General features: G+C 42.8%; 15 protein-coding genes. 10 read left to right on the top strand and 5 right to left on the bottom strand.

Going from position 1 to position 26,114, the window contains the following annotated elements; translation table 11 throughout:
* Positions 1-401: 401 nt before the first annotated feature.
* The 6 genes from B4Z47_RS17405 to B4Z47_RS17380 all read left to right on the top strand — a co-directional run bounded on the left by B4Z47_RS17405 (position 402) and on the right by B4Z47_RS17380 (position 15,700).
* Positions 402-4,412 (top strand): hybrid sensor histidine kinase/response regulator transcription factor, encoded by a 4,011-nt coding sequence (locus tag B4Z47_RS17405; RefSeq protein WP_115048092.1) that lies wholly within the window; start codon positions 402-404, stop codon positions 4,410-4,412.
* 182 nt (positions 4,413-4,594) lie between these two features.
* Positions 4,595-7,459 (top strand): TIM-barrel domain-containing protein, encoded by a 2,865-nt coding sequence (locus B4Z47_RS17400; RefSeq protein ID WP_201303508.1) that lies wholly within the window; start codon positions 4,595-4,597, stop codon positions 7,457-7,459.
* 28 nt (positions 7,460-7,487) lie between these two features.
* Positions 7,488-10,625, top strand: a complete 3,138-nt coding sequence (locus B4Z47_RS17395) for a SusC/RagA family TonB-linked outer membrane protein (RefSeq protein WP_201303509.1) — start codon at positions 7,488-7,490, stop codon at positions 10,623-10,625.
* 12 nt (positions 10,626-10,637) lie between these two features.
* Positions 10,638-12,266 carry a RagB/SusD family nutrient uptake outer membrane protein gene (locus B4Z47_RS17390; RefSeq protein ID WP_070568747.1) on the top strand — a complete coding sequence of 543 codons (1,629 nt, stop codon included), beginning with the start codon at positions 10,638-10,640 and terminating at the stop codon, positions 12,264-12,266.
* Between the two features lie 49 nt (positions 12,267-12,315).
* Positions 12,316-13,251, top strand: coding sequence for a hypothetical protein (locus B4Z47_RS17385; protein WP_070568744.1), 936 nt, complete (start codon positions 12,316-12,318; stop codon positions 13,249-13,251).
* Positions 13,252-13,255: 4 nt separating this feature from the next.
* Positions 13,256-15,700: a glycoside hydrolase family 2 TIM barrel-domain containing protein gene (locus tag B4Z47_RS17380; protein WP_115048094.1), complete on the top strand. Its 2,445-nt coding sequence runs from the start codon at positions 13,256-13,258 to the stop codon at positions 15,698-15,700.
* 114 nt (positions 15,701-15,814) lie between these two features.
* Here the strand turns inward: B4Z47_RS17380 and mnmE are convergent, their stop codons facing one another.
* Positions 15,815-17,194 (bottom strand): tRNA uridine-5-carboxymethylaminomethyl(34) synthesis GTPase MnmE, encoded by a 1,380-nt coding sequence (gene mnmE / locus B4Z47_RS17375; RefSeq protein WP_070568741.1) that lies wholly within the window; start codon positions 17,192-17,194, stop codon positions 15,815-15,817.
* A gap of 177 nt (positions 17,195-17,371) precedes the next feature.
* Between mnmE and B4Z47_RS17370 the strand changes: the two genes are divergently transcribed.
* Positions 17,372-17,857, top strand: coding sequence for a hypothetical protein (locus tag B4Z47_RS17370; RefSeq protein ID WP_070568738.1), 486 nt, complete (start codon positions 17,372-17,374; stop codon positions 17,855-17,857).
* A 67-nt stretch (positions 17,858-17,924) separates the two neighbouring features.
* Here the strand turns inward: B4Z47_RS17370 and xpt are convergent, their stop codons facing one another.
* The 3 genes from xpt to B4Z47_RS17355 form a co-directional block, all read right to left on the bottom strand.
* A complete protein-coding gene (gene xpt, locus B4Z47_RS17365; RefSeq protein ID WP_070568735.1) occupies positions 17,925-18,500 on the bottom strand; it encodes a xanthine phosphoribosyltransferase in 576 nt (191 codons plus the stop codon).
* A gap of 68 nt (positions 18,501-18,568) precedes the next feature.
* Positions 18,569-20,347 carry an AMP-dependent synthetase/ligase gene (locus tag B4Z47_RS17360; RefSeq protein WP_070568731.1) on the bottom strand — a complete coding sequence of 593 codons (1,779 nt, stop codon included), beginning with the start codon at positions 20,345-20,347 and terminating at the stop codon, positions 18,569-18,571.
* Positions 20,348-20,607: 260 nt separating this feature from the next.
* Entirely contained in the window at positions 20,608-21,801 is a 1,194-nt protein-coding gene (locus B4Z47_RS17355; protein WP_046675892.1) for a proline dehydrogenase family protein, read from the bottom strand.
* A gap of 95 nt (positions 21,802-21,896) precedes the next feature.
* Between B4Z47_RS17355 and B4Z47_RS17350 the strand changes: the two genes are divergently transcribed.
* The 3 genes from B4Z47_RS17350 to B4Z47_RS17340 all read left to right on the top strand — a co-directional run bounded on the left by B4Z47_RS17350 (position 21,897) and on the right by B4Z47_RS17340 (position 24,059).
* A complete protein-coding gene (locus tag B4Z47_RS17350) occupies positions 21,897-22,103 on the top strand; it encodes an RNA-binding S4 domain-containing protein (protein ID WP_070568728.1) in 207 nt (68 codons plus the stop codon).
* Between the two features lie 50 nt (positions 22,104-22,153).
* Entirely contained in the window at positions 22,154-23,221 is a 1,068-nt protein-coding gene (gene aroB, locus B4Z47_RS17345) for a 3-dehydroquinate synthase (RefSeq protein WP_070568725.1), read from the top strand.
* A 121-nt stretch (positions 23,222-23,342) separates the two neighbouring features.
* The gene (locus tag B4Z47_RS17340; RefSeq protein ID WP_070568723.1) at positions 23,343-24,059 is read left to right on the top strand and encodes a ThuA domain-containing protein; all 717 of its coding nucleotides are present in this window, start codon (positions 23,343-23,345) and stop codon (positions 24,057-24,059) included.
* A 154-nt stretch (positions 24,060-24,213) separates the two neighbouring features.
* Here the strand turns inward: B4Z47_RS17340 and B4Z47_RS17335 are convergent, their stop codons facing one another.
* Positions 24,214-26,100, bottom strand: coding sequence for a TonB-dependent receptor plug domain-containing protein (locus tag B4Z47_RS17335; protein ID WP_070568720.1), 1,887 nt, complete (start codon positions 26,098-26,100; stop codon positions 24,214-24,216).
* Positions 26,101-26,114 lie beyond the last annotated feature (14 nt).

Genomic DNA, 26,114 nt, shown 5'->3' with positions numbered 1-26,114 from the left:
GAATCAGGCCTATAGCATTAGCTTTTGTCTTTTATGACTAATATTGCACGTTCTATGTAGCGTTGTTTCGCTTTTTTTACGTTTTCCATCGCTTCCTTATAAGTCAATTTCTTTCTTGGATTTTAACGATTGTTTAGAGTGGTTAAACGTATCAATTAATTTATACGAGTTCAACCAGTAGGAGGGGGTTAACAGGGGTATAACAGGGGTAAACCCTTGTTAACCCCCTGCTATATCCCTATAAAAATGGTGTTATTTAGGTTTAACTCACGAACTTGATCTCAATGTGGTAACCTAGTTTATAGGATAAAAAATATGGGGCTCATGCTAAAGCTTATATTAATAGCAACTTGATTTGCTGTATTTACTCAATTTTTGTATCATTGGGGAGATGATAACCAATGCAGCAGCTTAAGTCTTTTTTATTCGCTTATCTCCAACTCTTTCTTCTCCTTTTCTTAGGGCAATCTTCAGTTTGGAGCCAGGTCAATACGTATGCGTTTAAAACCTTAACTTCTGACCAGGGCCTGGTCCATAATCATGTCAATTGCGCACTCAGGGATAAGTACAATTACCTCTGGTTTGGTACCGAATCTGGCCTTAGCCGATTTGATGGAGCGCAATTCACAAATTTTCGCTATTCCGCTAATAAACGTACCGGGCTGAGTGGAAATTCGATTTCCGCAATCTTTGAGGGACCAGAAGGCAATGTATGGATCCGTACCAGCAACCGGATGAATGTGTATGATCAGCATTCAGGCATTATCGTCCAGCAGCTTGATTCCATACTGACCCGCTTAAAGTTGCCCGTCAAAGACGTACATACGATAAGACAGCTGGAAGGGCAGACCTTTGCACTATTGTATAGTGATCGTTCGCTGATCTTGTACGATAGCCTAAAGAAAACCTATCGTACTGTACCGCAGTTGACCAAAAACAACCGAATAGCCGATGTGATAGCTGGGCAAGGGCAGACGATCTGGGTAATCTACGAAAATGGCCTGCTGGGTCACATTGATACGAAATCACTGCGAAGTACCAAAACTAGCTTATTGCCGATCAGCAATAAGCTGGTAAATTATAATCTATTTGCCGATCAGGATGGGGCGATATGGATCTTCTCAAAGGATATTCCAATCGGTGTATACTGGCTTGACCCGAAAGATGGATCAATTCAACATCTCCAAAAAGAACTATCCAATCCTTTTGTAGGTAATATCGTGCAAGATGATCAAGGGCATCTTTGGCTAGGAACTGATCATGGTGGGATCAATGTTTATGATAAAAAAACAAAAAGTGTACAGATCCTCGCTAACGATAAATATGATTTACGGAGCCTACCTTACAATAGCATAACGGCTTTATATCGGGATAAGTCAGGTATCATATGGGCGGGAACCTATAAAGGTGGCATCAGTTATTATCATCCCAAGCTGTTGTTATTCTCTTTAATCAGGAACTATCCAGGGCTTCCTAAATCGCTTCCCTTTGACGATGTCAATAAGTTTGTACAGGATCGAAAGGGTAATCTATGGATCGGGACAAACGGTGGGGGATTGCTCTATTATAATATCAGTCAGAAAACATTCACGCAATACCTGCATGATCCTCAGGATCCCAACAGTTTGAGCAGCAACGTGATTGTTTCCTTATTGCTGGATACGGAAGATAAGCTGTGGATCGGAACTTATCGAGGTGGTATGTGTCGATTCGACGGCAAAAGTTTTAAGGTTTTCCACCGTGATTCGGCACCTGGAAAGTTGAACGACGATAGTGTATGGGAGATCTACGAGGATAGTAAACATCGATTTTGGATAGGAACCTTAAGTGCTGGCTTGTACCTGTTTGATAAAAAGACAGAACAGTTTTCGAGAGCGTATACTCGGCAGGGACAAACCATTAACAGCAATTATATCTCTGTCTTGTTTGAAGATTCAAAAAAACGGCTCTGGATCGGCACAGCGACAGGTTTGGCATTGTTGGCTCCCGACGACAAGATTAGCTATATGAATACATCCAGTTCGCCCATGAAACTTATGAATGATCTGATTTATGATATTAAAGAGGACAAAACTGGTCGTATTTGGGTAGCAACACAAGAGGGCTTGCATGTAATCGACGGTACAAAAGTAAGCTATCTCACACAGCAGGATGGACTCAGCGACGATGCGATCCTGGCGCTCTTGGTCGATAATCAGGGGGGAATCTGGGCTTCAACAAACAAAGGACTGTCGGCGATTGTCGGCAAAGGGCAGGCCGAGAAGTTCATCATCCGCAATTTTACAAGGGAATCAGGCCTTCAGGGGAATGTATTCAATGAAAACGCCGCTTTAAAAATGCGGGACGGAAGACTTGTCTTTGGTGGGCCAAAGGGATTCAATTTTATCGACCCTAAGAAAATTAGCAGCGAAAGTGAACTGGTCTTACCGCTTTTGTCCAATCTTTATTTATTTAACAAGCGGATAGCCGTAGGTGAGGAATTTTCGGGCCGGGTCATTTACGATCAAGCCCTGAATAATCTTAAAGAACTGAGTCTTCCTTACAACCTCAATGCCATTTCGCTGGAGTTCTCTACCTTTGACTACCTGCAACAGCATAATGGACTCTACCAATATCAGCTTGCTGGTCTAAGTGATGAATGGTTTGATTTTGAACCGGCAACCATGCGCGCCAATTTCACCAATCTAGACACCCGAAGCTACAATTTGTATATTCGGCACGCCATCGATTCGAATAGCTGGTCTGAGGGCGTGCTGCTCCTAACAATCGATATACAGCCACCTTTTTGGCGTTCGGCTTGGGCCTTTCTTTTCTATGCCAGCCTGGTACTGATCGTCCTATGGGCTTATTTTTATTTGACAAAACTACGTGTCAAGACGCGCAATCAACTCTACCTCGCCCAGGAACAGGCTGCACAGGCAAAGGAACTGGATGCGTTGAAAACACGTTTCTTTACCAATATAAGTCATGAATTCAGAACTCCGATCAGTTTGATTCTAACTCCAGCGCAGCAGCTGCTGGATGAAGAGCAGCATCCAGAAAAAAAAGCCGACCTAAACTTAATCAAGAAGAATGCAGACCGTCTACTTAAATTGGTCAATCAGCTGCTGGACTTTAGAAAATTGGAGAAAAGTGAGCTTGAGCTGAACGAAGCGTATGGGGACCTCATGGGATTTATCCGCGAAATGCTTGATGCCTTTGCGGGGATAGCGCAAAGCAATCAGATCTCGCTGCAGGTCAATATCGCTCCAGACACCTATCTGTCCTGGTTTGACAAAAACAAATTGGAAAGCATTATTTTCAATCTGATGTCAAATGCGATCAAGTTTAGCCCGGTATCCGGCATTGTGGCATTCAATGCCGAAGTCACTGAACACGAAACAGGAAAGATGCTGCGTATTGAAGTTCAAAATCAGGGTACAGCGATTCCCGAAAACCTACAAGCCCGCGTATTTGAACGTTACATGCAACTGGATGTGCCCAATGGAAAACTGAATCAGGGTACGGGAATCGGGCTTTCTATTGTTAAAGACTATGTCGAATTCTTGGGCGGAACTATCGCGCTAAGCAGCAATGTGCACTGGACGATTTTTAAAGTTCAGCTACCCATACATAAGGCCGAAGCGAGTGTCGATCCTGTCGAAAGCAATAAGCAGGATAAACCCGCTATTTTATTGGTCGAAGATGATATCGACTTCCTCCATTACCTGGAGCGGAGCCTGAGTTCAGCCTACCTAATCCACGCTGTGCAAAGCATCAATGATGCAAAATTGATCCTAAGCAAGCAACAGGTCAATCTGATCATCACCGATCTCAGCCTCCCTGGAGAGAGCGGACTGGAATTTTGCCGGTTTATAAAGGCCCAGGCCAAGCTGGTCCATATCCCTGTGCTGATTGTAACGGCCGTAGTCAATCAGAAAATTGAACTGGAAGCCTTGGAGTCGGGTGCTACAGATTATATCAACAAGCCTTTTAATATTAACCTGCTGCGTTCAAAATTAGCGCAGATACTCCATCAACAACAGACAATGGTAAAACGGTATAAAAAACAGATTAATGTTAATCTGACGCAGCCCGATATCGCATCTGCTGATGAACAATTTATCCGTGCGCTGGTAATGGAAATTGAACAGGATCTCAGTGACTCTTCGCTTTCTGTCGAACTGCTTGCCAAAAGAATGAACATCACGCGCGTAGGGCTTTATAAAAAGGTGCTTGCCATCACAGGCTATTCACCGATGGAATACATCCGACATATTCGGCTCAAACGTGCCATGCATCTGGTTCAGAACTCGAAATTATCGATGGCTGAAATTGCTTATGAAGTAGGATTCGGAAATCCGAAACAATTCAGCAAATATTTTAAATCTGCATTTGGTAACCTGCCGTCTTTTTATCGAAAAAGCTTGTAAATAAGAGAATTGTTGATAGTGTTTTCCGCCAGTATCCCCGCGTAAGTTAACAAAATAACCCCTAAAAGTTAACAAAATATACCCCTTATACAACCGGTTGCATTCTATATTTGATCTGTTCTTTCAATAGGAAAGGACGCGTAATAACCAAGGGAATATAATAACCAATAAATCTTATTTAAATGCGCAACTTAACGTACGCTTTAAGTGGTTTGATGCTCTTCGCAATCGTGCAGCAGGGATTTAGCCAAACCAATAAAGCTCATTATGAAAAAATGCCTTCCGGTATTAAGGTCAGCTTCAAAAATTCGGAGACCTCCATTGATCAGGATATTTATTTGGATGTCGTGACCGACAAGATCGTGCGTGTCACAGCTGTTCCGGCTGGTGCAGCCTTACCAGGACAAACAAGCTTAGTAATCGTCGATTCACTGCGCCGGCAAGTAAAATCACTCGCAGTAAGTTCGACGGACTCAACAGTAAATGTCCAAACGGCCAATATGCAGGCCGTAGTTTCCTTGATGAATGGTCAAGTGGAATTTTTTGACCTTAAGGGGCAATCCATCTTGAAAGAAGCAAAGCGGAATTCAAGTTCTTTTTTAGCCAATAGTTATCAAGGTGATGCATTTTATCACATAAACCAGGACTTTATTGTCAATACGGAAGAAGGGATCTATGGACTCGGCCAACATCAGAATGCAGTGATGAACTATAACCGCGGAAAACAGGTTTCACTGCTGCAATATAATACAGAAATCGGAATACCCTTTTTACTGTCAACCAATAACTATGGTATTTTATGGCACAATTACTCCATTACAAAAGCGGGCGACGTAAGGCCCTTATTGCCCTTAAATTCTTTTAAGTTGCAGTCAAAAGAAGGAGAGCCGGGTTGGCTCACGGCAACCTATGTAAATCGGAACAGGGACGAAGAAGTGTATCTATCCCGACCGGAATCGATTATCGACTATGGCTACCTAACAGATCAGCATAAGTTTCCAAAGGGCGTAAATCTGGCCGAAAGTAAGGTCATCTATGCCGGAAGTTTCTCTTCGCCCTACACAGGCAAACATGTGCTGCATTTTAAATATTCAGGTTATATGAAAGTCTGGATTGACGGGGAGCAGGTCGCCGACCGCTGGCGGCAATCCTGGAATGCAGGTACCTTTGAGATTGAAAGGGACCTGCAGAAAGATAAGATCCACCAGATCCGCATGGAATGGATACCAGATGGGGGGGAATCTTATTTTACCTTAAACTGGCAGAGTCCTATCCCAGAAGCGCGCAAAAACGTATTTTCCTTTAATTCGGAAGCTGGAGATGCCATTGATTATTACTTTGTTCAGGGCACATCAATGGATGAGGTCATTGCAGGTTATCGCCACTTGTCCGGCAAGGCACCGATTATGCCGCTTTGGAGCTTCGGATTTTGGCAGAGCAGGGAACGCTACAAGACGCAAGCGGAAATTGAAGCGGTCGCAGCTGAATTCCGTAAGCGCAAGATTCCGATCGACAATATTGTGCAGGATTGGTCTTACTGGACTGAAAATGACTGGGGGAGCCAGAAATTTGATGTAAAGCGTTTTCCAGATCCTCAGGCGATGGTGAAGAAGCTGCATGATCAGCACTTTAAGATCATGATTTCGGCCTGGCCCAAAATCAATGAAGAGTCATCGGTATACCAAGAATTTAAAGCAAACAAATGGATCTATCCGCGAAATATTTATGACGGCCGTAAAGATTGGATCGGAAAGGGCTATACCTCGACATTTTATGATCCTTTCAACAAAGCGGCACGCGATGGGTTCTGGAAATTGTTGGACAACAATCTTTTCAAAATTGGGATCGATGCCTGGTGGATGGATGCGAGTGAGCCAGATATTCACTCCAATATTGATCTGGACGAGCGTAAATCGGTCTTTCAGCCAGCTATAGGATCATCTGTTCGCTACTATAATGTGTTCCCTTTGCAAAATGCCAAGGGTATCTACGAGGGCCAGCGTGAAACAGATCCTAACAAACGGGTGTTTATTCTGACGCGATCCTTTTTTGCAGGGCAGCAGCGCTATGCGGCGGCTGCCTGGAGCGGCGATATTGCTTCGAGATGGCATGACATGAAAGATCAAATTGCCGGGGGCATCAATTTCTCGATGTCCGGTACACCTTATTGGACAATGGATGCAGGTGGCTTTTTGGTTGAAAACAGGTTTCACAAACCTGATGCGGCGGACTTGGAGGAGTGGCGCGAGCTGAATAGCCGCTGGTACCAATACGGGGCATTTTTGCCTTTGTTCAGGGCGCATGGACAATATCCCTACCGCGAGCCGTATAATATCGCTCCTGTGGATCATCCGGCCTATAAAAGCATTATCTATGCGATTAATCTACGGTATAAATTACTGGCCTATAATTATAGTCTTGCCGCGAAGACTTTTTTTGAAGACTATTCGATGATACGTGGACTTGCGATGGATTTCCCGCAGGACAAAGATGGATTCGACAGCAACGACCAATACCTTTGGGGACCATCCTTGCTTATCAGTCCAGTTACTGAAAAAGGGCCTACCTCACGTAAGATACACTTTCCAAAAGGAGCCAGCTGGTATGATCTATACAATGGCAAGATGGTAGCAGGCGGGCAGGATCTGCTTATTGCAGCACCATACGAACGTATCCCTGTTTATGTCAGAGCCGGAGCAATATTGCCCATTGGACCGGTCATGCAATATACAGCCGAGAAAAAGCCGGAAGTATTGGATCTTTATATCTATGCCGGAGCAGACGGTCAGTTTTCACTTTATGAAGACGAAGGCAGCAATTATAATTATGAAAAAGGGAAATATAGCCGCATTGATTTCAGCTATGACAATTCTGCACAAACACTGTCTTTGGCCAGCCGTCAGGGGGATTTCGACGGCATGCTGACCAAAAGAAAGTTCAATATCATTTTTGTCAGCGACAGCAACGCCGTTGGACTGGATGTATCACCAGCAAAACCAATAGAGGTAACCTATTCAGGTAAAGCTTTGCAGATCAAATTAAAATAATAAAAAACCAATTTATAAATCAAGACATATGATAAGCAAACAATTGTTGAGCAGGGGCATGGCCGTCGTGGTCATGACCAGTGTGACCTCTTTGGTCTGGGCACAATCCTTCACGGGATCAGTTGTTTCGGCTGATTCAGGATTGCCGATCGGGGGAGCGAGTATCAGCGTAAAGAATCAGAAGATTTCAACGAGTAGCGATGAGTCGGGCAAGTTTTCTCTTGGGGCCAGCACAGGGACTATATTGACCATTACTTACGTAGGGTACAAAACGGAGGAAGTTAAAATTACTGGTCCCAATATGGTGATCCGCCTACAGCCGCAAGCTTCCGATCTCGAAGAGGTGGTGGTTATCGGCTACGGTGTACAAAAGAAAAAATTGAATACGGGAGCCAATTTGAAGGCGGAGGGTGAAGAACTGCAGAAACGCAATCAATTGAACCCGCTGCAGTCGCTTCAGGGCCAAGCACCGGGTGTATCCATTACATCAACTTCCGGTCAGCCGGGAGCAGATATGAAGGTGGTCGTACGGGGGCTGGGAACAATTGGCAATTCAGGCCCTTTATACGTCATCGACGGCGTCCCAGGGGGGGATATTTCGGTCTTGAATGCGGCCGATATTCAATCTATCGATGTACTGAAAGACGCCGCCTCGGCAGCCATCTATGGTTCGCAGGCTGCAAATGGGGTTATCCTGGTTACCACTAAAATGGGGGCTGCCGGAAAAAATGTGTTGTCGTTTGATGGCTATACGGGTATTCAGAACGTTTCGCGTAAAGCAAAATTGCTGGATGCAGATCAGTACAAGCTGATCATGAATGAGCAATCACTGAATTCGGGAGCCGCGGTGATTGATTTTAACAGCATGGATGGTCTGGCCAATACCAATTGGATGGATTACATGTTTAAGGATAATGCAAAAATGGACAATTACAATGTTGCTCTGACCGGGGGCAATGAAAAATCCACCTACGCCTTATCGATGAATTATATTGGTCAGGAGGGGATTGTAGGTGGTAAAGACGTTTCCAACTATCAGCGTTATGGTTTCCGTACGAACTCGGAACATAAACTCTTCGATAACTTTGTGAAAATAGGTCAGCACCTCAACTTTAACTACATCAAAAATCGAGGCATCAGTGTCGGCAATCAGTACAGCAATACGCTGCGCGGTGCTTTTGCTACTTCGCCCTTGTCACCGGTGTATTCGGACAATGGCTTGTACGGAAGTCCTTATAATGATACCTCCAATTCACCATGGTACAATGGTGACAGCAATCCATATGGGGTGATGATGACCAATTCGAACAATGCCAATGATGGTCAAAAATTATTGGCCGATATCTTTGCGGAAATCGAACCGATCAAAGGCTTGAAGATCCGGTCATTGCTGGGATTCAACTATTATGCTTCAGAATATAGAAGTTTTACGCCCATGTATCGATTCTCTATCTACACCTACAATCAAGATCATACAACAACCTCGCAGAACATGAGCAAAGGTCATACGCTGACTTGGACAAATACGGCTTCCTATGACTTTGATATCCATACGGATCATCGTTTTTCGGCTATGGTCGGTATGGAATCGCTACGTTACCAGGGAACTTACCTTTCAGGATCCAACTGGAATCTGCTTTCGCAGTTCAATGATTTTGCACATGCTTATTTGGACAATACCACAGGCCAGGCGCACCTGGATGAAAAAGGGAACGTCGTCGAAACGCGTACGGTGTCTGGAAAGCCAGAGAACATCACCCGTAGGGTCTCGTACTTTGGACGGCTGGGCTATAATTATAAGGAAAAGTACCTGTTGAATGCTACATTGCGTGCAGATGGATCCTCTAAATTTTCGCGCAGCAATCGCTGGGGATATTTTCCTTCGGTATCGGCAGGTTGGGTCATTTCTTCCGAAGAGTTTTTTAAAGAACATTTAGCGGCTGTAAACTTCTTTAAACTTCGTGCTTCATGGGGGCAAGTGGGTAACCAGGATATCGCTGATTTTCAATATGCGGCACCCATCAGTACCTCAACAGGCATTACATCCTCCAACCCCGGAGCACATTATGTCTTTGGAACGAGCAATAATAATATCGTCGGTGCTTATCCGAGCCGCTTATCCAATCCGAATCTGACCTGGGAAACTTCCGAACAGACCAATATTGGATTTGACGCCAAATTTGCGAACAGCCGCCTGGATGTTGTTGCCGATTTTTATGTCAAAAAGACCAAGAACTGGCTGGTTACAGCGCCTGTTTTGGCGACAACCGGAACGTTGCCCCCTTTTATCAATGGCGGTGACGTGAAGAATACAGGGGTGGAATTGGGCCTAAATTGGGCGGATAAGATCAATGAAGTCAAGTATCGTCTTGGGGTAAATGGTGCCTATAACAAAAATAAGGTGGGACAGATTCCGACTGAAGATGGCATTATCCATGGACAGACAGCCATGTTATACGATAATTCGGAAGAATTTTATCGTGCTGCAAATGGTCTACCCATTGGCTACTTCTGGGGGTATAAGACAGACGGCCTATTCCAGAACCAAGCCGAGATCGACGCCTGGAAAACAGCCGGGAAAGGTATCCTTCAAGCGGATGTGAAACCGGGCGATGTGAAATATGTAGACCAGAATAGTGATGGTATTATTAATGCCTCGGATAAGACAAATCTGGGTGTGGGCATGCCTAATTTTACTTATGGATTTAATATTGGACTGGATTATAAAGGATTTGATTTCTCGGTGAATGCCTACGGTTCCCTGGGAAACAAAATTGTACAATCTTACCGCAATCATGCCAATAAACAAGCAAACTATACCACGCGAATATTAGACCGATGGACCGGAGAGGGGACTTCCAGTACAATTCCCCGTGTTACGGAAACGAATGTCAATTGGCAGTTTTCAGACCTTTATATTCAGGATGGAGACTTTCTTCGGATCAGCAATGTGACCTTAGGTTATGATCTGTCGAAGCTGATCAAATGGAAGTATGCTAATCAGATCCGCTTCTACGTTCAAGGACAAAACCTGTTCACGTTCACCAAATATGATGGGATGGATCCCGAGATCGGTTATGGAACCGATGGTTGGGTGTCGGGTATCGACCTTGGTTACTATCCAAGACCAAGGACTGTATTATTTGGCCTAAATGTTAAATTCTAAACACAAGAAATCATGAAAAAAACGAGCTATATCTATCATTCCATGTTATTTGGGTCCTTAATCTTAGGATCATGTTCATCCAGTTTTTTGGATGTCGAACCGATGACAAGCGTTTTGGAAAGCAATTTTTATAAAACCATAGCCGATGCTGACATGGCTTTGGTCGGCTGTTATGATGGTTATCAACGGACGACCTCCAATGGGAGCCAATCTTTCTATCTGACAGCAGAGGTGTCCGCCGACAATTGTTTTGGCGGAACAGGTACAACAGACGGTCGATCATTTCAGGCAATAGACCGTTTTGATATTGCGCAGTCCCAATCGGACAATAATATCTTTGATGGTACCTGGTCTGATTACTATGCGGGAATTTTTCGCTGCAATACACTCTTGGGAAAATTGGATGGCACTGATTTTTCAGGCAACACAACAGCGCGGGCACGTATTGAAGGGGAAACGAAGTTCCTACGGGCGACCATGTACTTTGATCTCGTCCGTCTATTCGAAAACATACCTTTGCTAACGAGCCCGACCAATGAGAATATTCCACAGTCGGATCCCAAAGCGATTTATCAACTGATTGTTTCGGACCTTAAATTTGCGGCTGCCAATATCCCAGCCACAGCTTACCCCAAGTCAGCTGCGGCAACCAATGATGGCCGGGCTACTCCATTTGCAGCAAAAGCGCTATTAGCCCGTGTTTATCTATTTTATTCAGGTTATTATGGTGGCGAGGATATCGGTGTCTCCAAAGCCGAAGCCCTGGCGGGACTGGAAGAGGTTATCGGTAGCGGCCAGTTTGCGTTGGTGGCTGATTTCAAAAATCTGTGGCCAGCAGCGAGTTATATCCCCAATGCAAGCAATAATACACTAGATATCTCCAAATATGCCGGCAAGGGAAATGCAGAGGTTGTATTTGCACAGAAATTCAACAATACATCGAACTACAACGGTTATGTTGATGGCAACCGCTGGGTCGTCTTTCTGGGCTTGCGCGGAAAAAATTGGTCGCCCTATGGCCAAGGATGGGGGGCATGTACGGTAAGCAAAAAGTTTTTCAATGAGTTTGACAACACGGATACGCGCAAAACCGCCTCAATTATTGATATCGATGGCGAGAACATCACTGGATTTGACCTCAAAGACCAGCGTGAGTATACAGGTTACACCATAAAAAAATACGCCCCCACGGCATTGCCGGATGGGACCACCAATACAGGTGGGGATAAGGATATGCAACTGTCCCAAGACCAGGATTACTTTGTCATCCGCTATGCTGATGTCTTGCTTATGGCGGCAGAACTCGGTTCCGCAAACGCGCAGAAATACTTTGATGAGGTAAGAAAAAGAGCTTATAAGACCAATTTTGTGTCGCTAGCAGTTTCAAAAAACAATATTCTGAAAGAAAGAAAATTTGAATTTGCTTTTGAAGGTATCCGCTATTGGGATGTATTGCGGCAGGGGCTGAATAATGCCGCCGCAACACTAGAAACAACAGAGGATGTGCTAAGTGGATCTGTACCCGAGAAGGTCATCGTGACTAAAGAGCGTTTTTTGACAACGAAAGGATTTATGCAAATACCCAATAAGCAGATTACCTTATCCAATGGTGTACTGAAACAAAATGCTGGATGGAACTAAACACAAGTATACGAGGACTCACTATTAGTTGAATTATAAATAGACAAACATGAAAAAGATATTCACCTATGCCATCTGCTTTTTTGCGGCGATGGTACTCTTTGGAGCCTGTTCTCCTGAGAATTATATATTGGGAGACATCGATGTCACATCGGCACAGTTGGACAAGGGAAAGGCCTTTACTGTTGAACATGATGCCAATAATCCCAATATTGTGTATTTAACCAGCTTGATGGATTCAAAATACACCCCATTGTGGGAGCATCCACAGGGGCGGAGTCAAGAGAAAAAGGTAACCCTAAGAATGCCTTTTCCTGGTGAGTACACTGTCAAATTTGGTGTCGAGACGCGTGGTGGCATCGTCTACGGCGAGCCTGTGACATTCAATATCGATCAGATGTATGCCGAGTTTATCAGTGACGAGACTTGGACCTTATTGACAGGTGGGGCGGGAGAAGAGAAAACCTGGTACCTCGATCTGGATGCTGAGGGCATTTCTCGCTACTTTAAAGGTCCAATGTATTTTTACGGCACCGGTGACTGGTGGGGAAGCATCAATAAAACAGCCGCGCCTTTAAACAGCGATAGCTGGAGCTGGGAACCCGATTGGAAAGGCAATAGCTGGCTTATGCCTGCAGGCGATTATGGAAGTATGACTTTTGACCTGAAAGGCGGTGCAAACATCAAAGTGAATCATGCCATGCTAGGTAAAGTCCAGAAGGGGACTTTTAACATTGATACCGAAAAGAAAACCATCCGTATGACTGGGGCGTCGCCTTTACATGGAAAGCCACAAGATGGAATCGTCGTCGACTGGGGCGATGTCCGTATTATGTCGCTGACCGAGAATACCATGCAATTAGCCGTATTGCGAGATCCCGTGCTTTCGAATGACGGAGCGGCCATGCTGACCTTTAATTTTATCAGCAAGACCTACAAGGAGAGTTTGGCCGAAGATGCCAAGAATAACAATAAGACCCCATAAATGTATGCTGAAGCAATTAGTTGATACTAGGTATAGCCGGATAATAGGTATACTGATCCTGTTATTTGCGACGGCGGGTTCTTTAAGTGGACAGTCCAGAAAGGTTATTGATTTTAATGGGGGCTGGTGGTTTAAACGGGACAGCAGCCAGCAATATAGCAATGGACGAAAAGGAGAGGGCTGGCGAAAGCTCGATCTACCACATGACTGGAGTATCGAAATGCCATTTAGAGAAAGCAGTCCCGCAGGTAGCGGGGCTGCTTACCTTGATGGTGGCGTAGGATGGTATCAAAAAACGTTTAAACTGGCTCGGGCTGAGCAAGGGCAACGGATATTTATTGCATTCGAAGGTGTATACGAAAACAGTGAGGTCTGGATCAATGGGCATTTCTTAGGAAAAAGACCCAATGGTTATATCGGATTTGAATATGAGCTTTCCCCTTATTTATACTGGGATGGTAGGGAAAACCTGCTTTCAGTAAAAGTAAACAATAAGAATCAGCCCAATTCGCGTTTCTATTCGGGGTCGGGGATCTATCGGGATGTCAAATTAATCAGCCGGAATCCAGTCAGCATAGGAACGAACAGTACCTTCATAAGAGCTGGGCAGCTCAGTGAGAAACGTGCTGTCGTGGATCTCTCCCTGGAAATTGAGCATAACCCTGAGGAATCAAAAAAGATTACGCTACTGACAGAGGTTCTTTCGGCTCAAGGTGCTGTTCTAGCGAGTAAACGTACTACGTTGAACGCCCTCAAGGCAGGTCTGCATCCCCTCGATCAGCAGATAGTCCTCATAAATCCCATCTTATGGGGTATCGAAAATCCCTATCAATATACAGCAAAGATTAAACTTATTGTTGATGGTCAGGTTGTAGATGAACAGCTTACGAAATTTGGCTTACGTAATTTTAGCTTCGATCAGCAACAGGGCTTTATGCTCAATGGGAGGCCGCTTAAAATCCGTGGGGTCTGTTTACATAGTGATCTCGGCGCTTTGGGCATGGCATTCAACCGATCTGCAGCATTACGTCAGCTTCGCATCATGAAAGAAATGGGGGTGAATGGAATACGGACATCACACAATCCTGCGGCGCCAGCGTTTTTGGATCTCTGCGATAGCTTGGGTTTTGTTGTGATGAGTGAAACCTTCGATGTCTGGAAAGGGCGCAAAAATCCCTATGACTATCATTTATATTGGGACGAATGGTACAAGCGGGACTTTGTTGACCATATCAAAAGGGACCGGAATCATCCGTCGTTGTTTATATGGTGCTTGGGCAATGAAGCGCAGGAGCAATGGCATTCCAAAGCTGATGGTGCAGCGATTCCGATTGCGCTGGCAGCAATCGTCGATAGTCTGGATGGCACACGTCCGACCACCATTGCCAATAATGAACTCTCCAAAGCCAATCCGGTGCTGATGAGTTCGGCGGTAGATTTGATTGGCTATAACTATAACCATAAGAAATGGGCAAGCTTCCCACAAGATCATCCTGAAAAGAAGTTTATCGTAACGGAAAGTACTTCGGCATTGGAAAGCCGCGGAACGTATGATTTGGTGCCATATGATTCTAGTCGCATGTGGCCAGAACGATGGGATATTCCCTTTTCTGGCGGGAACAAAGACAGGAACATATCGGCTTACGACAATGTATTTACACCTTGGGGATCAAATCATCAGACAAGCTTGAGGTTGATGGAAAAGTACGACCATATTGCGGGCATGTATGTATGGACAGGATTTGATTATCTCGGCGAACCAACACCCTACACCTGGCCGGCACGAAGTTCGTACTTTGGTATTGTGGATCTAGCTGGATTTCCGAAAGATGTCTACTATCTGTATCAAAGCGTCTGGACAGAAAAGCCGGTCTTACATGTATTACCTCATTGGAATTGGAAGCAAGGTGATCGGGTAGATATCGTGGTATATTTTAATCAGGCTGACCGGGTGGAGCTTTATCTGAACGGTAAAAGGATAAGGGAGCAGTCCAAAGACCCAGATCGGTACGACCTTGTATTTAAAGCTGTTGAATTCAAACCAGGGGAGATTGAAGTAATATCGTTTCAAGGTGGCAAGAAACTGCTAAGTAAAACGATCCGTACCGCAGCGAAAGCGCATCGTATACAATTGTTTGCAGAAAATGTGACTTTCAATTCGGCAAAGAAAGAACTTTCCTTTGTACATGCTTATATCGTGGACGAGTTTGGCACGATCGTTCCTTATGCAGACGATAAAATCGAATTTGAAGTGGAGGGAGATGGTGCAAAAATTTTGGCGACAGACAATGGCAATACGACGGATCTGACGAGCTTCCAATCTGCTTCCCGCAATGCTTTTCATGGTAAAGCCTTGGCGATTGTCACGAGCAAAAACAAAGGCAAAATACAGGTAAGGGCAAAAAGCGAAGGACTAATTTCGGGTGATATTCAACTTGAAGCCAATTAGTTCTTGGCTCTGCTCTGCTCTGGATTTGTATGTTTTTTTTCACTAATAAGAGCAAGGTCCGACCATGGTCGGACCTTGCTCTTTGTTGTATAACGCGATCATTAAGGCTATGATTTACTTGCCAATGCAGAATTTCGAGAAGATATTATCCAATAAATCGTCTGTCGAAACACTTCCCGTGATTTCACCAAGATGATATAGCGCTTGGCGGATATCCATTGCTAGGAAATCAGAAGTGACCGGATTGTTAATACCATATATTACGCGTTCCAGTGAATCTGCTGTTTTTTGTAGCGCTTCCACGTGACGGATGTTGGTGACCATAACATCATCTGTATTCAAATTTCCTAATTGTACACGATTGATCAATTCGTCTTTCAATTCCTCGACGCCAATTTGCTCTTTTGCTGAAATGTAGAGCGGATTAAGGACATTGTAAACGTCTTTTTGCGCCTCAGAAAGCAAATCTGATTTATTGATAATGGTGACAAATGGAATTTGTAGTCGCTCGATTTCTGGTAATTGAGCTTGTACTTCTTCAACTTTGTCCTGTGTAGGATCGAAAAGATAAATGATCAATCGTGCCTGTTTCATCTTTTCACGGGTACGCTCAACTCCTTTTGCTTCAATAACATCTGCCGTCTCACGTATACCTGCAGTGTCAATAAATCGGAATGTGACGCCATGAATATTAATTTCATCTTCAATCGTATCACGTGTAGTCCCTGCAATATCGGAAACAATGGCACGTTCTTCATTTAAGAAAGCATTCAATAGGGTTGATTTTCCAACATTCGGTTTCCCGGCAATGACAACAGGAACACCATTTTTAAGGACGTTACCTTGTTCAAAAGATTGTATTAATTTTTGAACAATGACCTGTATTTTGTTGATTAGATTTTTTAGCTGATCCCTGTTCGCAAATTCCACATCTTCTTCCGAAAAATCAAGCTCTAATTCAATTAGTGATGCAAAGTGAATGAGATCTTCACGAAGGGATTTAAGCTGATTGGAGAAACCGCCCCGCATTTGTTGCATCGCCACTTGATGCGAAGCTGCAGAATTGGATGCAATTAAATCGGCAACTGCTTCTGCTTGCGATAAATCCATGCCGCCATTGAGAAATGCACGTAGGGTAAATTCTCCTGGACGAGCAGCACGTGCTCCTTTTTTGATCAGTAAATTTACAACGCGCTCGATAATATATTTGGAGTTGTGCGTTGATATTTCCACCGAATTTTCTCTCGTGTAGGAGTTCGGGGCTACAAATAAAGAAACAAGTACTTCATCTATAATCTCTTCGCCATCCCTTATGGTTCCAAAATGGATAGTATGCGATGCTTGTTGAAGCAGGTTCTTTCCTTTAAATATTTCGTTTGTAATTTTTATGGCATTCTGACCTGAAACGCGTATGACAGCGATAGCTCCATTTGTTCCGGAAGATGTCGCTAATGCAACAATGGTATCTTCAGTGATATATCCCGTATTTGACATGGTACAAAGATACGTTAAATTGGAATAATGGATTCTATATATTGCGGAACAAATTAAATTCATATTGACCGATTAAACCTTTGTTCAAACATTGGTGTCATACCCATAGAAACGCTTGTAAAAAAGAATGAAACACAGGCGGAGTGAAATTAATTTTTAAATTTAAATTATACTGTTATGAGAAAGATGATATACTTCGCGTTGGCAATAGGAGGACTTGTCTTAATGGCTCCACAACAATCGTCCGCTCAGTATCGGGGACATGAACGTGAGTGGAAACAGGACAAAGAGCGTAGAAAATATGAAGAGAAAAGGGATAAGGAATATCGAAAATATTTAGAAAAACGCGAAAAAGAAGACCGTAAGTATCATAAAGAAGTAGCTAAGTCATACCGAAAAGGGTACCGTCATGGAGCACCGGCCTGGGCAAGTGCACATCGTTACGATAGTAGACACCATGTATACTTTAGAGATTACAAAACATTCTATGACCCTTACAGAGGAGGTTACGTGTATATGCGCAATGGCCGTTGGAATTTTTCATCAAACGTGCCTTCGTTTATGTTGAATGTCAACTTGGGAGCAGCCAATATTCGGATTGTAAAAGATGTTGCAATTAGCAGACATCCTGAAGATTTTTACAACGACTACCGTTGGGATTAGAAAGAATTTATCTTGTTGTTTGAATATAAAAGCCTCAATCTTTAGGGAGATGAGGCTTTTCTTTTTGCTAGTCTTCTTCGAAACTGACTTTATTCACTTCAAGCGACTTTATCCGCGCTAACGATTCAATTCTTAAATCGGACAATTCTCTTAATCTTTTACCACCTTCCTGGAAGGATTTTTCGATAATAAATCCCATGCCCAAAACTGAAGCCCCCGATTGTTTAACGAGATCGAGCATACCAAAAGCGGCGTTCCCATTGGCCAAAAAATCGTCTATAAAAAGAACATTGTCGCTCGGCGTAAGAAACTCTTTGCTGACACAGATGTCATAGGTTCGGTTCTTAGTAAATGAATGCACCTGGCTTACATACATATCAACCATGGTGGTCGGTTTTGCTTTTTTCACAAATACAACCGGTAATTCCAAAAGGTAGCCAAGCATGATCGCTGGGGCTATTCCGCTTGCTTCAATTGTAATGATTTTATTGATCGGGAGGTCTGCAAAACGACGGACAAATTCCACCGCAATAGATTTCATCAATACGGGGTCCATCTGGTGATTGATGAAGTTGTCTACTTTAAGTATGCCTCCTGCAAGACTTTTACCGTCATGATGGATTCTATCCTTTAATAATTTCATATTTTACTCGTATAAATATAACGCGCTTAAATATAACGCGCTGTGTCAAAATTTTGATCAGTTGATCCTTAATCCATCTCCATTTGATAGAGGTTATTGAACTCTTCTTGATGATGTTCGAGAATGACCTTCCGTTTCATTTTTAAGGTTGGTGTTAACTCTCCATTTTCAATAGTAAATTCATCGGTTAAAATAATTGGTTTCTTAATCTGCTCCCAGTTACCAAAGTGTTGGTTTGCACGACGTACCTCCTGATTGACTTTTTTTACAATGGCAGGGTCAGTCAGAAAATCGTCCTTTGTCATGGTTGCAAGTTCAGGAGCATCTGTTCTGGCCCAATCCAATAAATGGGCATAGTTTGGCACAATAAAGGCAGAGGCAAATTTCATCCCGTCACCGATTACCATTGCCTGTTCTATAAACTTAGATTCAACGAGCTTGGTTTCGATAGGTTGTGGTATAACGTACTTCCCGCCCGAAATTTTGAACATCTCTTTTTTTCGGTCAATGATTTTTAAGAATTTTTCATCTTCCCACTTCCCGATATCTCCGGTGTGCAACCATCCATCAATGATGGTTTTATCCGTCTCTGCCTTATTCTTATAATAGCCCATCATGACGTTGGGACCTTTTACCAATATCTCTCCGTCTTCGGCGAGTTTTATTTCAACAAAACGTACAGGAAGTCCAACAGTGCCAATGCGAATACCTTTGATATAATGATTGACTGAAATGAGTGGGGAGGCTTCGGTCATGCCGTAACCCTCATATAATGGAATTCCTGCAGCTAAGAAGGCACGTGTTAACTTGCTGTGAAGAGAGGCTGATCCAGAGGCAACGGTAAGCAATTCGCCACCCAAAGCCTCATACCATTTGTTAAGGACAAGTTTCTTGGCAAGCTTTAGTTTGAGATTATAGGATAGACTTCTTTTCTCAGGATTTGGATCATATTCTTCTGCAACTGAAACAGCCCAATCAAATACTTTGCGTTTGAAACCAGTGAGATCGTGGCCTGTTTTCATGATTTTCTCGTAAACTTTTTCCAGAATACGTGGGACAACGGCCATGATATGAGGTTTTACTTCCTTCAGATTATCACCAATCTTGTCAAAAGATTCTGCGATATAGATCGTAAAGCCAAGATACATATAGGTATATAAAACCATACGCTCGTAGGCGTGACAAGGAGGGAGGAAGGTCAGTCCGCGGTCATAAGCTTTACAAGGGGTAATTTCTGCTGCGCCCAATACATTGGAAAAGATATTATTGTGCGACAACATGACGCCTTTTGGTTTCCCTGTGGTTCCGGAAGTGTAAATCAGGGTAGCGAGATCTTCAGGTTTGATCTGATCGCGGAGTGCTGCTAGTTTTTCTGGGGAGCAATTGGAGCCTATATCATTAAGTTCTTTCCAGCTGCGTGTTCCTTCCTGTTCGGCGATACAAAAAAGATACTTCAATGTATAGATTGAATCGGTTAGATTCATCAGGCGATCGTACAAGCTTTTGTTACTGACGATACAAACCCTGATTTCGGCATCATTAAAAATATATTGATAGTCTGTATCGGTAATATTTGGATAGATGGCCACCACGACTGCACCAATTTGCTGGATTGCAAAGTCAATCATATGCCATTCCATGCTACTGCCGGCAATGAGACCAACTTTCTCGCTGGGTTCCACGCCAAGTTCAATCAGCCCTTTGGAGAGATTGTCTACTTGTTCAAGAAAATCTGCTGTTTTGATATAATTCCACTTGCCGTCCACTTTGTGCGCAAACATATCAAGATTGGGGTATTTGCCCATCTGTTGACGTGCAAGATCAAATAATCTAAGTTTTTCTTCCATTTCAAATCTTATTCTTTTAAGCTCCGCGGGAGCACCCTTCCAGTATGAACTTTGTTTTAAGGGAAAAGTTTGCAAACATAAATAATTGTTTCAAGAATATGGAATGATTTTGTAATTAGCTTGTTTCAAAAGTGCGAAGGGGAGCGATAGGTGAAGTGCTTTTGTGCTTTTCAAAAGTAGGGTGTTTCTTGGAGACCATTTGAGCATAGTTCCTTGAGTAGATGGACTTGATGCGCGCCAATTATAAAAAAAGCTAGTCGTTATCGACTAGCTTTTCTTCTTTGTTTTTCTTTGATCAAAAGCCCGAGCTCCCGACCTGTCGCTCCTGCGACTGAAGTATTTTCCTGTGCTCTACGGAAAAGGTATGGCATCACTGCTTTCACCGGTCCGTAAGGCATGTATTTGGCAACATTGTAGCCGTGTGCAGCTAAATTGAAGCTCAGGTTATCAGACATACCCAATAATTGTGCAAAGTAAATACGGTCGATTGATCTGTCGATACCGCGTCTGTCAATTTCCTTTGCAAGTAGCATGCTACTGTCCTCATTGTGTGTACCCGCCATTAGTCCAAAGTTGTCCAGATGGTCCAAGATAAATTCAATAGCTTCATTATAATCTCTATCGGAAGCTTCTTTATTTGGCTGGATGGGATCGGAATAACCTTTTTGCGCAGCGCGAGCACGTTCGATCTCCATATAGGCACCACGAACGATCTTAGCACCCATGTGAAATCCTCTAACTTTGGCGTATTCAAAGTCAGCTTTCAAAGATGCCAACTTATCACTACGGTACAATTGATAAGTATTATATACAATTGGTTTTTCCATATTGTATTTTTCCATCATTTCACGAGCGATATCGTCAATTGCATCTTGGATCCATGAATGTTCAGCATCTACTAAAACTTTTACACCAGCTGCATGACAAGCTTTACAGATGCGATCGGTACGATCCAACATACGTTGGTATTCTGCCTGTTCACTTTCTGTCAAGGCTTCCTTTGCATTGACTTTTTCAAACAGTTCAAATCGGCCTAATCCAGTTGGTTTAAATACTGAAAATGGAATGTATTTGTTTTTACTGGCCGCGACTACGGTGCGCAATACCTCGTTGCAGCAAGCGTCAAATGCACTTTCAGTTTCTTCTCCTTCAACGGAATAATCCAATATTGTTCCTACACCATTCTCTCCCAATTCGTTAATCGCATTTTCGCAACCTTCGATGGTCTCTCCGCCACAAAAATGCTTGAAGATTGTTTTACGGATGATACCCTGGATAGGTAATCCGATGTTCAGTGCAAAGTTGGTCATGGATGGACCTACTTTTGTCAAGAAGTTATTCGCTATTATTTTGAATAACCAATACGCTCTTTCCAAATCCTTATCGCTTTTACTTTTAAAAGCAATCTCTGTATTATCAAAGGATAATGTCTTGGGCTCAGAATTCTCAATCATAATCTTTATTTGCAATAAGGCAAATGTAGCAATTTACTAAGCATTAAAACGATGATAATTGTTGTATTCCTCAGTGAAACCACTATTTTTGTGAAATGCAAGAATTTAAAATCGAGGGCGAATATATCCAGCTCATACAGTTACTTAAAGCTTTAAATTGGGTGGAGCATGGTGCTATGGCTCAATGGGTTGTAGCGGAAGGGTATGTAAAGTATAATGGGCAGGTCGATTACCGGAAAAGGCTCAAATTGCGACCAGGAGATGTTGTTGAATTTGATGGGATGCAAATAAAATTGGTGTAATATTAAACAATATTGGTAAATAGAAAACTTAAACCTTAAAGAATCGTAGAATGGAAGTCATAGAAAGTTTGGGCTATCAGGTATATTTTGATGATACGTTGGCCTCTTTGGAGGCGTTTTTAGCTGAGCGCAGTTACTCAAAGATCATCGTCTTGGTGGATACCAACACCTTGGATAATTGTTTACCCTTATTTCAGCAGGCCTTACCCAATTTGGCGAATTATGACGTGATAGAAGTAGATCCTGGCGAGGAAAATAAAAATATTGATTTCTGTATTGGCGTATGGCATAATATGCTCGATTTCGGAGCGGATAGGCATTCGTTGATGATCAACCTGGGTGGTGGGGTAGTCACCGATATGGGGGGATTTGCAGCGTCAACTTTCAAAAGAGGGATGGATTTTATTCAAATTCCGACGACTTTACTTTCCCAGGTAGATGCATCGGTAGGAGGTAAGACCGGCATTGATATGGGCAGTGTGAAAAATATTATTGGAACTTTTGCACAACCTCAAGCAGTATTTATTTCAAGCCAGTTTTTGAAAACCCTAGATCAGCGTCAGTTAATCTCAGGTTTTGCTGAAGTAATTAAACATGGACTGATCTTCGATCGGGCTTACTATGAGCGAGTGAAAACATTAGAGATCGATCAAATCGACAATTCTTTGGTCAAGCATTCTGTTTCGATCAAAAACCGTGTTATCCTTGAGGATCCGAAAGAAAAAGGACTACGTAAAATATTAAACTTTGGTCATACAATTGGTCATGCTATTGAGGGATACTCTTTGTTGAACGATGCTTCACCTTTATTACATGGAGAAGCTATTGCAGCGGGAATGATTTGTGAGGGGTATCTATCGCATAAATTGAATGGTCTGCCTTTGGATGAATTAAACGATTTGATCCAAACCTTCAGAAAATACTTTAAAGATTATACATTTGATTCATCCATTGATACAGCCTTGTTGGATTTGATGCGAAATGATAAGAAAAACTTGTCCAATCAGATCGGTTTTGCATTGCTTGACCAAATTGGCAGTTGTCAATATGATATCTACGTTTCTGAGGAAGATATTATTGAAAGCCTTGATTTTTACCGTGAGCTAATCACACCATAATAAAACAGAAAAGCCGTGTATCGGGAGAATGCACGGCTTTTCTTCACAGCTATTTTTATCGCGATTTCGTTTCGTAAAATAGTAAACCTAAACTTTAATCATCATAATAACCATTTATATCATGAATAGAATCTTCATTTTTCTGTTTCTCCTGTTGGGGATATCAGCTGCTGTTCAGGCACAAAGGCAAGTATTGATCTTTAGCAAGACAAAAGGGTTTAGACACGGAAGCATCGAAAAGGGCGCAGAGGTACTTAAGCAATTGCTTGATAAAGAAAAGATAAAATCTGATCATTCGGAGGATGCAGCTCTGTTTACCGATCAGGGATTGAACAAATATGACGCCGTTATCTTTCTGAGCACAACCGGCGATATTCTCGATAATGCGCAACAGGAAGCTTTTGTGCGGTATATCCAATCGGGAAAAGGGTTTGTGGGTATCCATGCAGCGACGGATACTGAGTTTGATTGGCCATGGTATAACGGCCTTGTAGGGGCGTATTTTGCGTCTCATCCTGCTGTACAAAAAGCCAAAATTGATGTGCTGGACAGAAAACATCCGGCCACCAAGCACCTCGATCCGATCTGGTGGCACAAAGATGAATGGTATAATTTCAAGGATGTGAAGGACGGATTGCATGTGTTGATGAATTTGGATGAAAAAAGCTACCAAGGAGGAAAAATGGGGGATCAACATCCAATCTCCTGGACCCAGAGCTACGATGGAGGGAAAGTCTTCTATACCGGGCTTGGACATACCGATGAGTCCTATGACGAACCTGAGTTCCAAAAACATTTAATTGGAGGAATTTTATCTGTTCTTCCCAAGAAAAAGTAACTTGTTTTATAGTTGGCGTTTTCTTAAATAGGGCATGGTACATGCTTCTATGTGGCAATAACACAATGAAAAGTCCCAAATGGTCATTCCATTTGGGACTTTTTTATAATTGATGGCGAATGGGAAGAGAACCGATTTTGCCATTTAATCGGGTTTAATAGTTCAGTTTATATTTTGCGCCGATACTAAACCAACGACCGGGCATTGGAACGGCGGCAGCTTCTATATAGCTCTTGTCAAATATATTCTGAACATCCACAAAGATGTTTAAGTCTTGGAGTTGGTACGATCCTCTTACGTCAGCGATGAAATAAGATTTGTAACTGATACGCTCATTAAAGCGGTTTGCAGAAGTGAACATCCAGTTCTTGTGGTTTATGGTAAAGTTGGCAATAACTTGATGCCTTAAGCTTTCAATAGCATATTTGGATAGTATCCCATCTGCTAGTGTTATGCTTGGGTTGAGATAATTATAACTTAGCGTAGTAAAGTATCGTGTCGTTGCGCTGGGATCATTGATATTATATCGGAATGAAGCATTGAATCCATCAATTTTATTTTTTCCAATATTTATTGGTTTCCACGGAATGACCGTTCCGCTTCCTGTAGTGGCATCCTCTTTTTGCCAGTCGATGAAATCGCTTATCCTTCGATGGAAATAGCCCACTTGCGCAATAACTCGATTGGATAAGTATTTTATACCACTTTCTATCTGATAGGCATTTTCAGAGCTCAGTGTGGGGTTTCCGACGTTGGCTGTCTGATTGGTGTAAAGATCCGTAAAGGAAGGGATGCGTTGGCTAGAACCTGCGTTGACTACAATCTTCCAATGTTCGGTAATATTATAGCCCAAATCTAGACCCGGGAATACCTGCCAGCCAAATTTTGAGTTATAATTGATGTAGGCACCCGAGTTGATCATCAGTTTTTCGATCGCCTCTGTTTTGAATTCCAGGTAGCCGCCGTAATTCTCCCGGTTATGGTCGCCAATACTGGTGCTATTGATACGTTCAAATCGACTTTCCAGTCCTAAGCCAAATGTACCATAACTATGCTCCAATGTAGCATTGATTTCAGCTCCAAAGACGTTGCTGTAATGTTTGGACCTACCTTTGGTTGTTTCTCTGCCTAAATACCAATATTCATCTTCGTTGTAGCGATTACTGAGGCGTGGACTGATGGAAAATGCCTGTGTTAATTGATGCTTGGACTGCAGGGAAGCGAAAGCTGTCTTAACCTGTTCATACGCTTCCTTGTCATTCGGTGCAGCATAGTAACCATTGGCTCCAAATTGATTGTTGATATAGCCAACATTGGCTTTTATCATATTGGCTGTATTCGGTTGATATGTCCCGTCATAATAGAGTTTATTGTTATTAGAGGCTGTATTATAGCGTTGTCCATTCGAATCTTCGTGGCCAAAATATAAACCGTGGCTTGTTTGTTTGGTTAAGAACTGTGAGCCAAGCTGAACACCTTTACCATAATACTTGCCTGCACTTGTCTGCTCATTATCTTTGAATGAAGAACCACTATACACCTGGGCACTAATTTGATTTGATTCAATTTTTTTTGTTACGATGTTAATAGCGCCGGTTAGCGCATTAATGCCGAAAATTCTGGATGCTGGTCCTCGAATGATTTCGATACGTTCGATGGCCTCCAGCGGAACCGGAAGGTTCATATTGTGATGGGCACTCTGTGGATCGGTGATTTTAACACCATTGAGTAGGATCGCTGTCTGTTCAAAAGAGCCTCCGTCGATACTTATATCTGCCTGCGAACCGAATGGTCCACGTTGGCGAATATCAACTCCTGGGATATTGCTAAGCAATTCGTTGATTGATCGATTTGGTAGTCTCTGTATATCTTCCTGCGTCAATATTTGGATGTTCTTGCTTTGTTTTGAAAAAGGGATCTGTAAGCGATTTTGATTAATGATGACTTCACCCAAAGCGGTTGTGTCTTTAATCTGCGCAGTCGCAGCTCCAATACTCAGTACTAATGCAAGTTTTGTTAACGTAATATTCTTATTCAACATGCTTTCCTAGATTT

Source organism: Sphingobacterium sp. UBA2610 (assembly GCF_002339225.1).
Classification (GTDB): domain Bacteria; phylum Bacteroidota; class Bacteroidia; order Sphingobacteriales; family Sphingobacteriaceae; genus Sphingobacterium; species Sphingobacterium multivorum.
The sequence above is the reverse complement of the archived record's forward strand: the minus strand, read 5'-3'. Positions and strand labels throughout refer to the sequence as shown.

What these genes read in the sequence shown, in the direction of transcription:
- aroB (WP_070568725.1), top strand. Translation starts at nt 22,154, where the DNA reads ATGGAAGTCATAGAAAGTTTGGGCTATCAGGTATATTTTGATGATACG.
- B4Z47_RS17395 (WP_201303509.1), top strand. Translation starts at nt 7,488, where the DNA reads ATGATAAGCAAACAATTGTTGAGCAGGGGCATGGCCGTCGTGGTCATG.
- xpt (WP_070568735.1), bottom strand. Translation starts at nt 18,500, where the DNA reads ATGAAATTATTAAAGGATAGAATCCATCATGACGGTAAAAGTCTTGCA.
- B4Z47_RS17370 (WP_070568738.1), top strand. Translation starts at nt 17,372, where the DNA reads ATGAGAAAGATGATATACTTCGCGTTGGCAATAGGAGGACTTGTCTTA.
- B4Z47_RS17400 (WP_201303508.1), top strand. Translation starts at nt 4,595, where the DNA reads ATGCGCAACTTAACGTACGCTTTAAGTGGTTTGATGCTCTTCGCAATC.
- mnmE (WP_070568741.1), bottom strand. Translation starts at nt 17,194, where the DNA reads ATGTCAAATACGGGATATATCACTGAAGATACCATTGTTGCATTAGCG.
- B4Z47_RS17405 (WP_115048092.1), top strand. Translation starts at nt 402, where the DNA reads ATGCAGCAGCTTAAGTCTTTTTTATTCGCTTATCTCCAACTCTTTCTT.
- B4Z47_RS17390 (WP_070568747.1), top strand. Translation starts at nt 10,638, where the DNA reads ATGAAAAAAACGAGCTATATCTATCATTCCATGTTATTTGGGTCCTTA.
- B4Z47_RS17335 (WP_070568720.1), bottom strand. Translation starts at nt 26,100, where the DNA reads ATGTTGAATAAGAATATTACGTTAACAAAACTTGCATTAGTACTGAGT.
- B4Z47_RS17355 (WP_046675892.1), bottom strand. Translation starts at nt 21,801, where the DNA reads ATGATTGAGAATTCTGAGCCCAAGACATTATCCTTTGATAATACAGAG.
- B4Z47_RS17340 (WP_070568723.1), top strand. Translation starts at nt 23,343, where the DNA reads ATGAATAGAATCTTCATTTTTCTGTTTCTCCTGTTGGGGATATCAGCT.
- B4Z47_RS17360 (WP_070568731.1), bottom strand. Translation starts at nt 20,347, where the DNA reads ATGGAAGAAAAACTTAGATTATTTGATCTTGCACGTCAACAGATGGGC.
- B4Z47_RS17385 (WP_070568744.1), top strand. Translation starts at nt 12,316, where the DNA reads ATGAAAAAGATATTCACCTATGCCATCTGCTTTTTTGCGGCGATGGTA.
- B4Z47_RS17350 (WP_070568728.1), top strand. Translation starts at nt 21,897, where the DNA reads ATGCAAGAATTTAAAATCGAGGGCGAATATATCCAGCTCATACAGTTA.
- B4Z47_RS17380 (WP_115048094.1), top strand. Translation starts at nt 13,256, where the DNA reads ATGCTGAAGCAATTAGTTGATACTAGGTATAGCCGGATAATAGGTATA.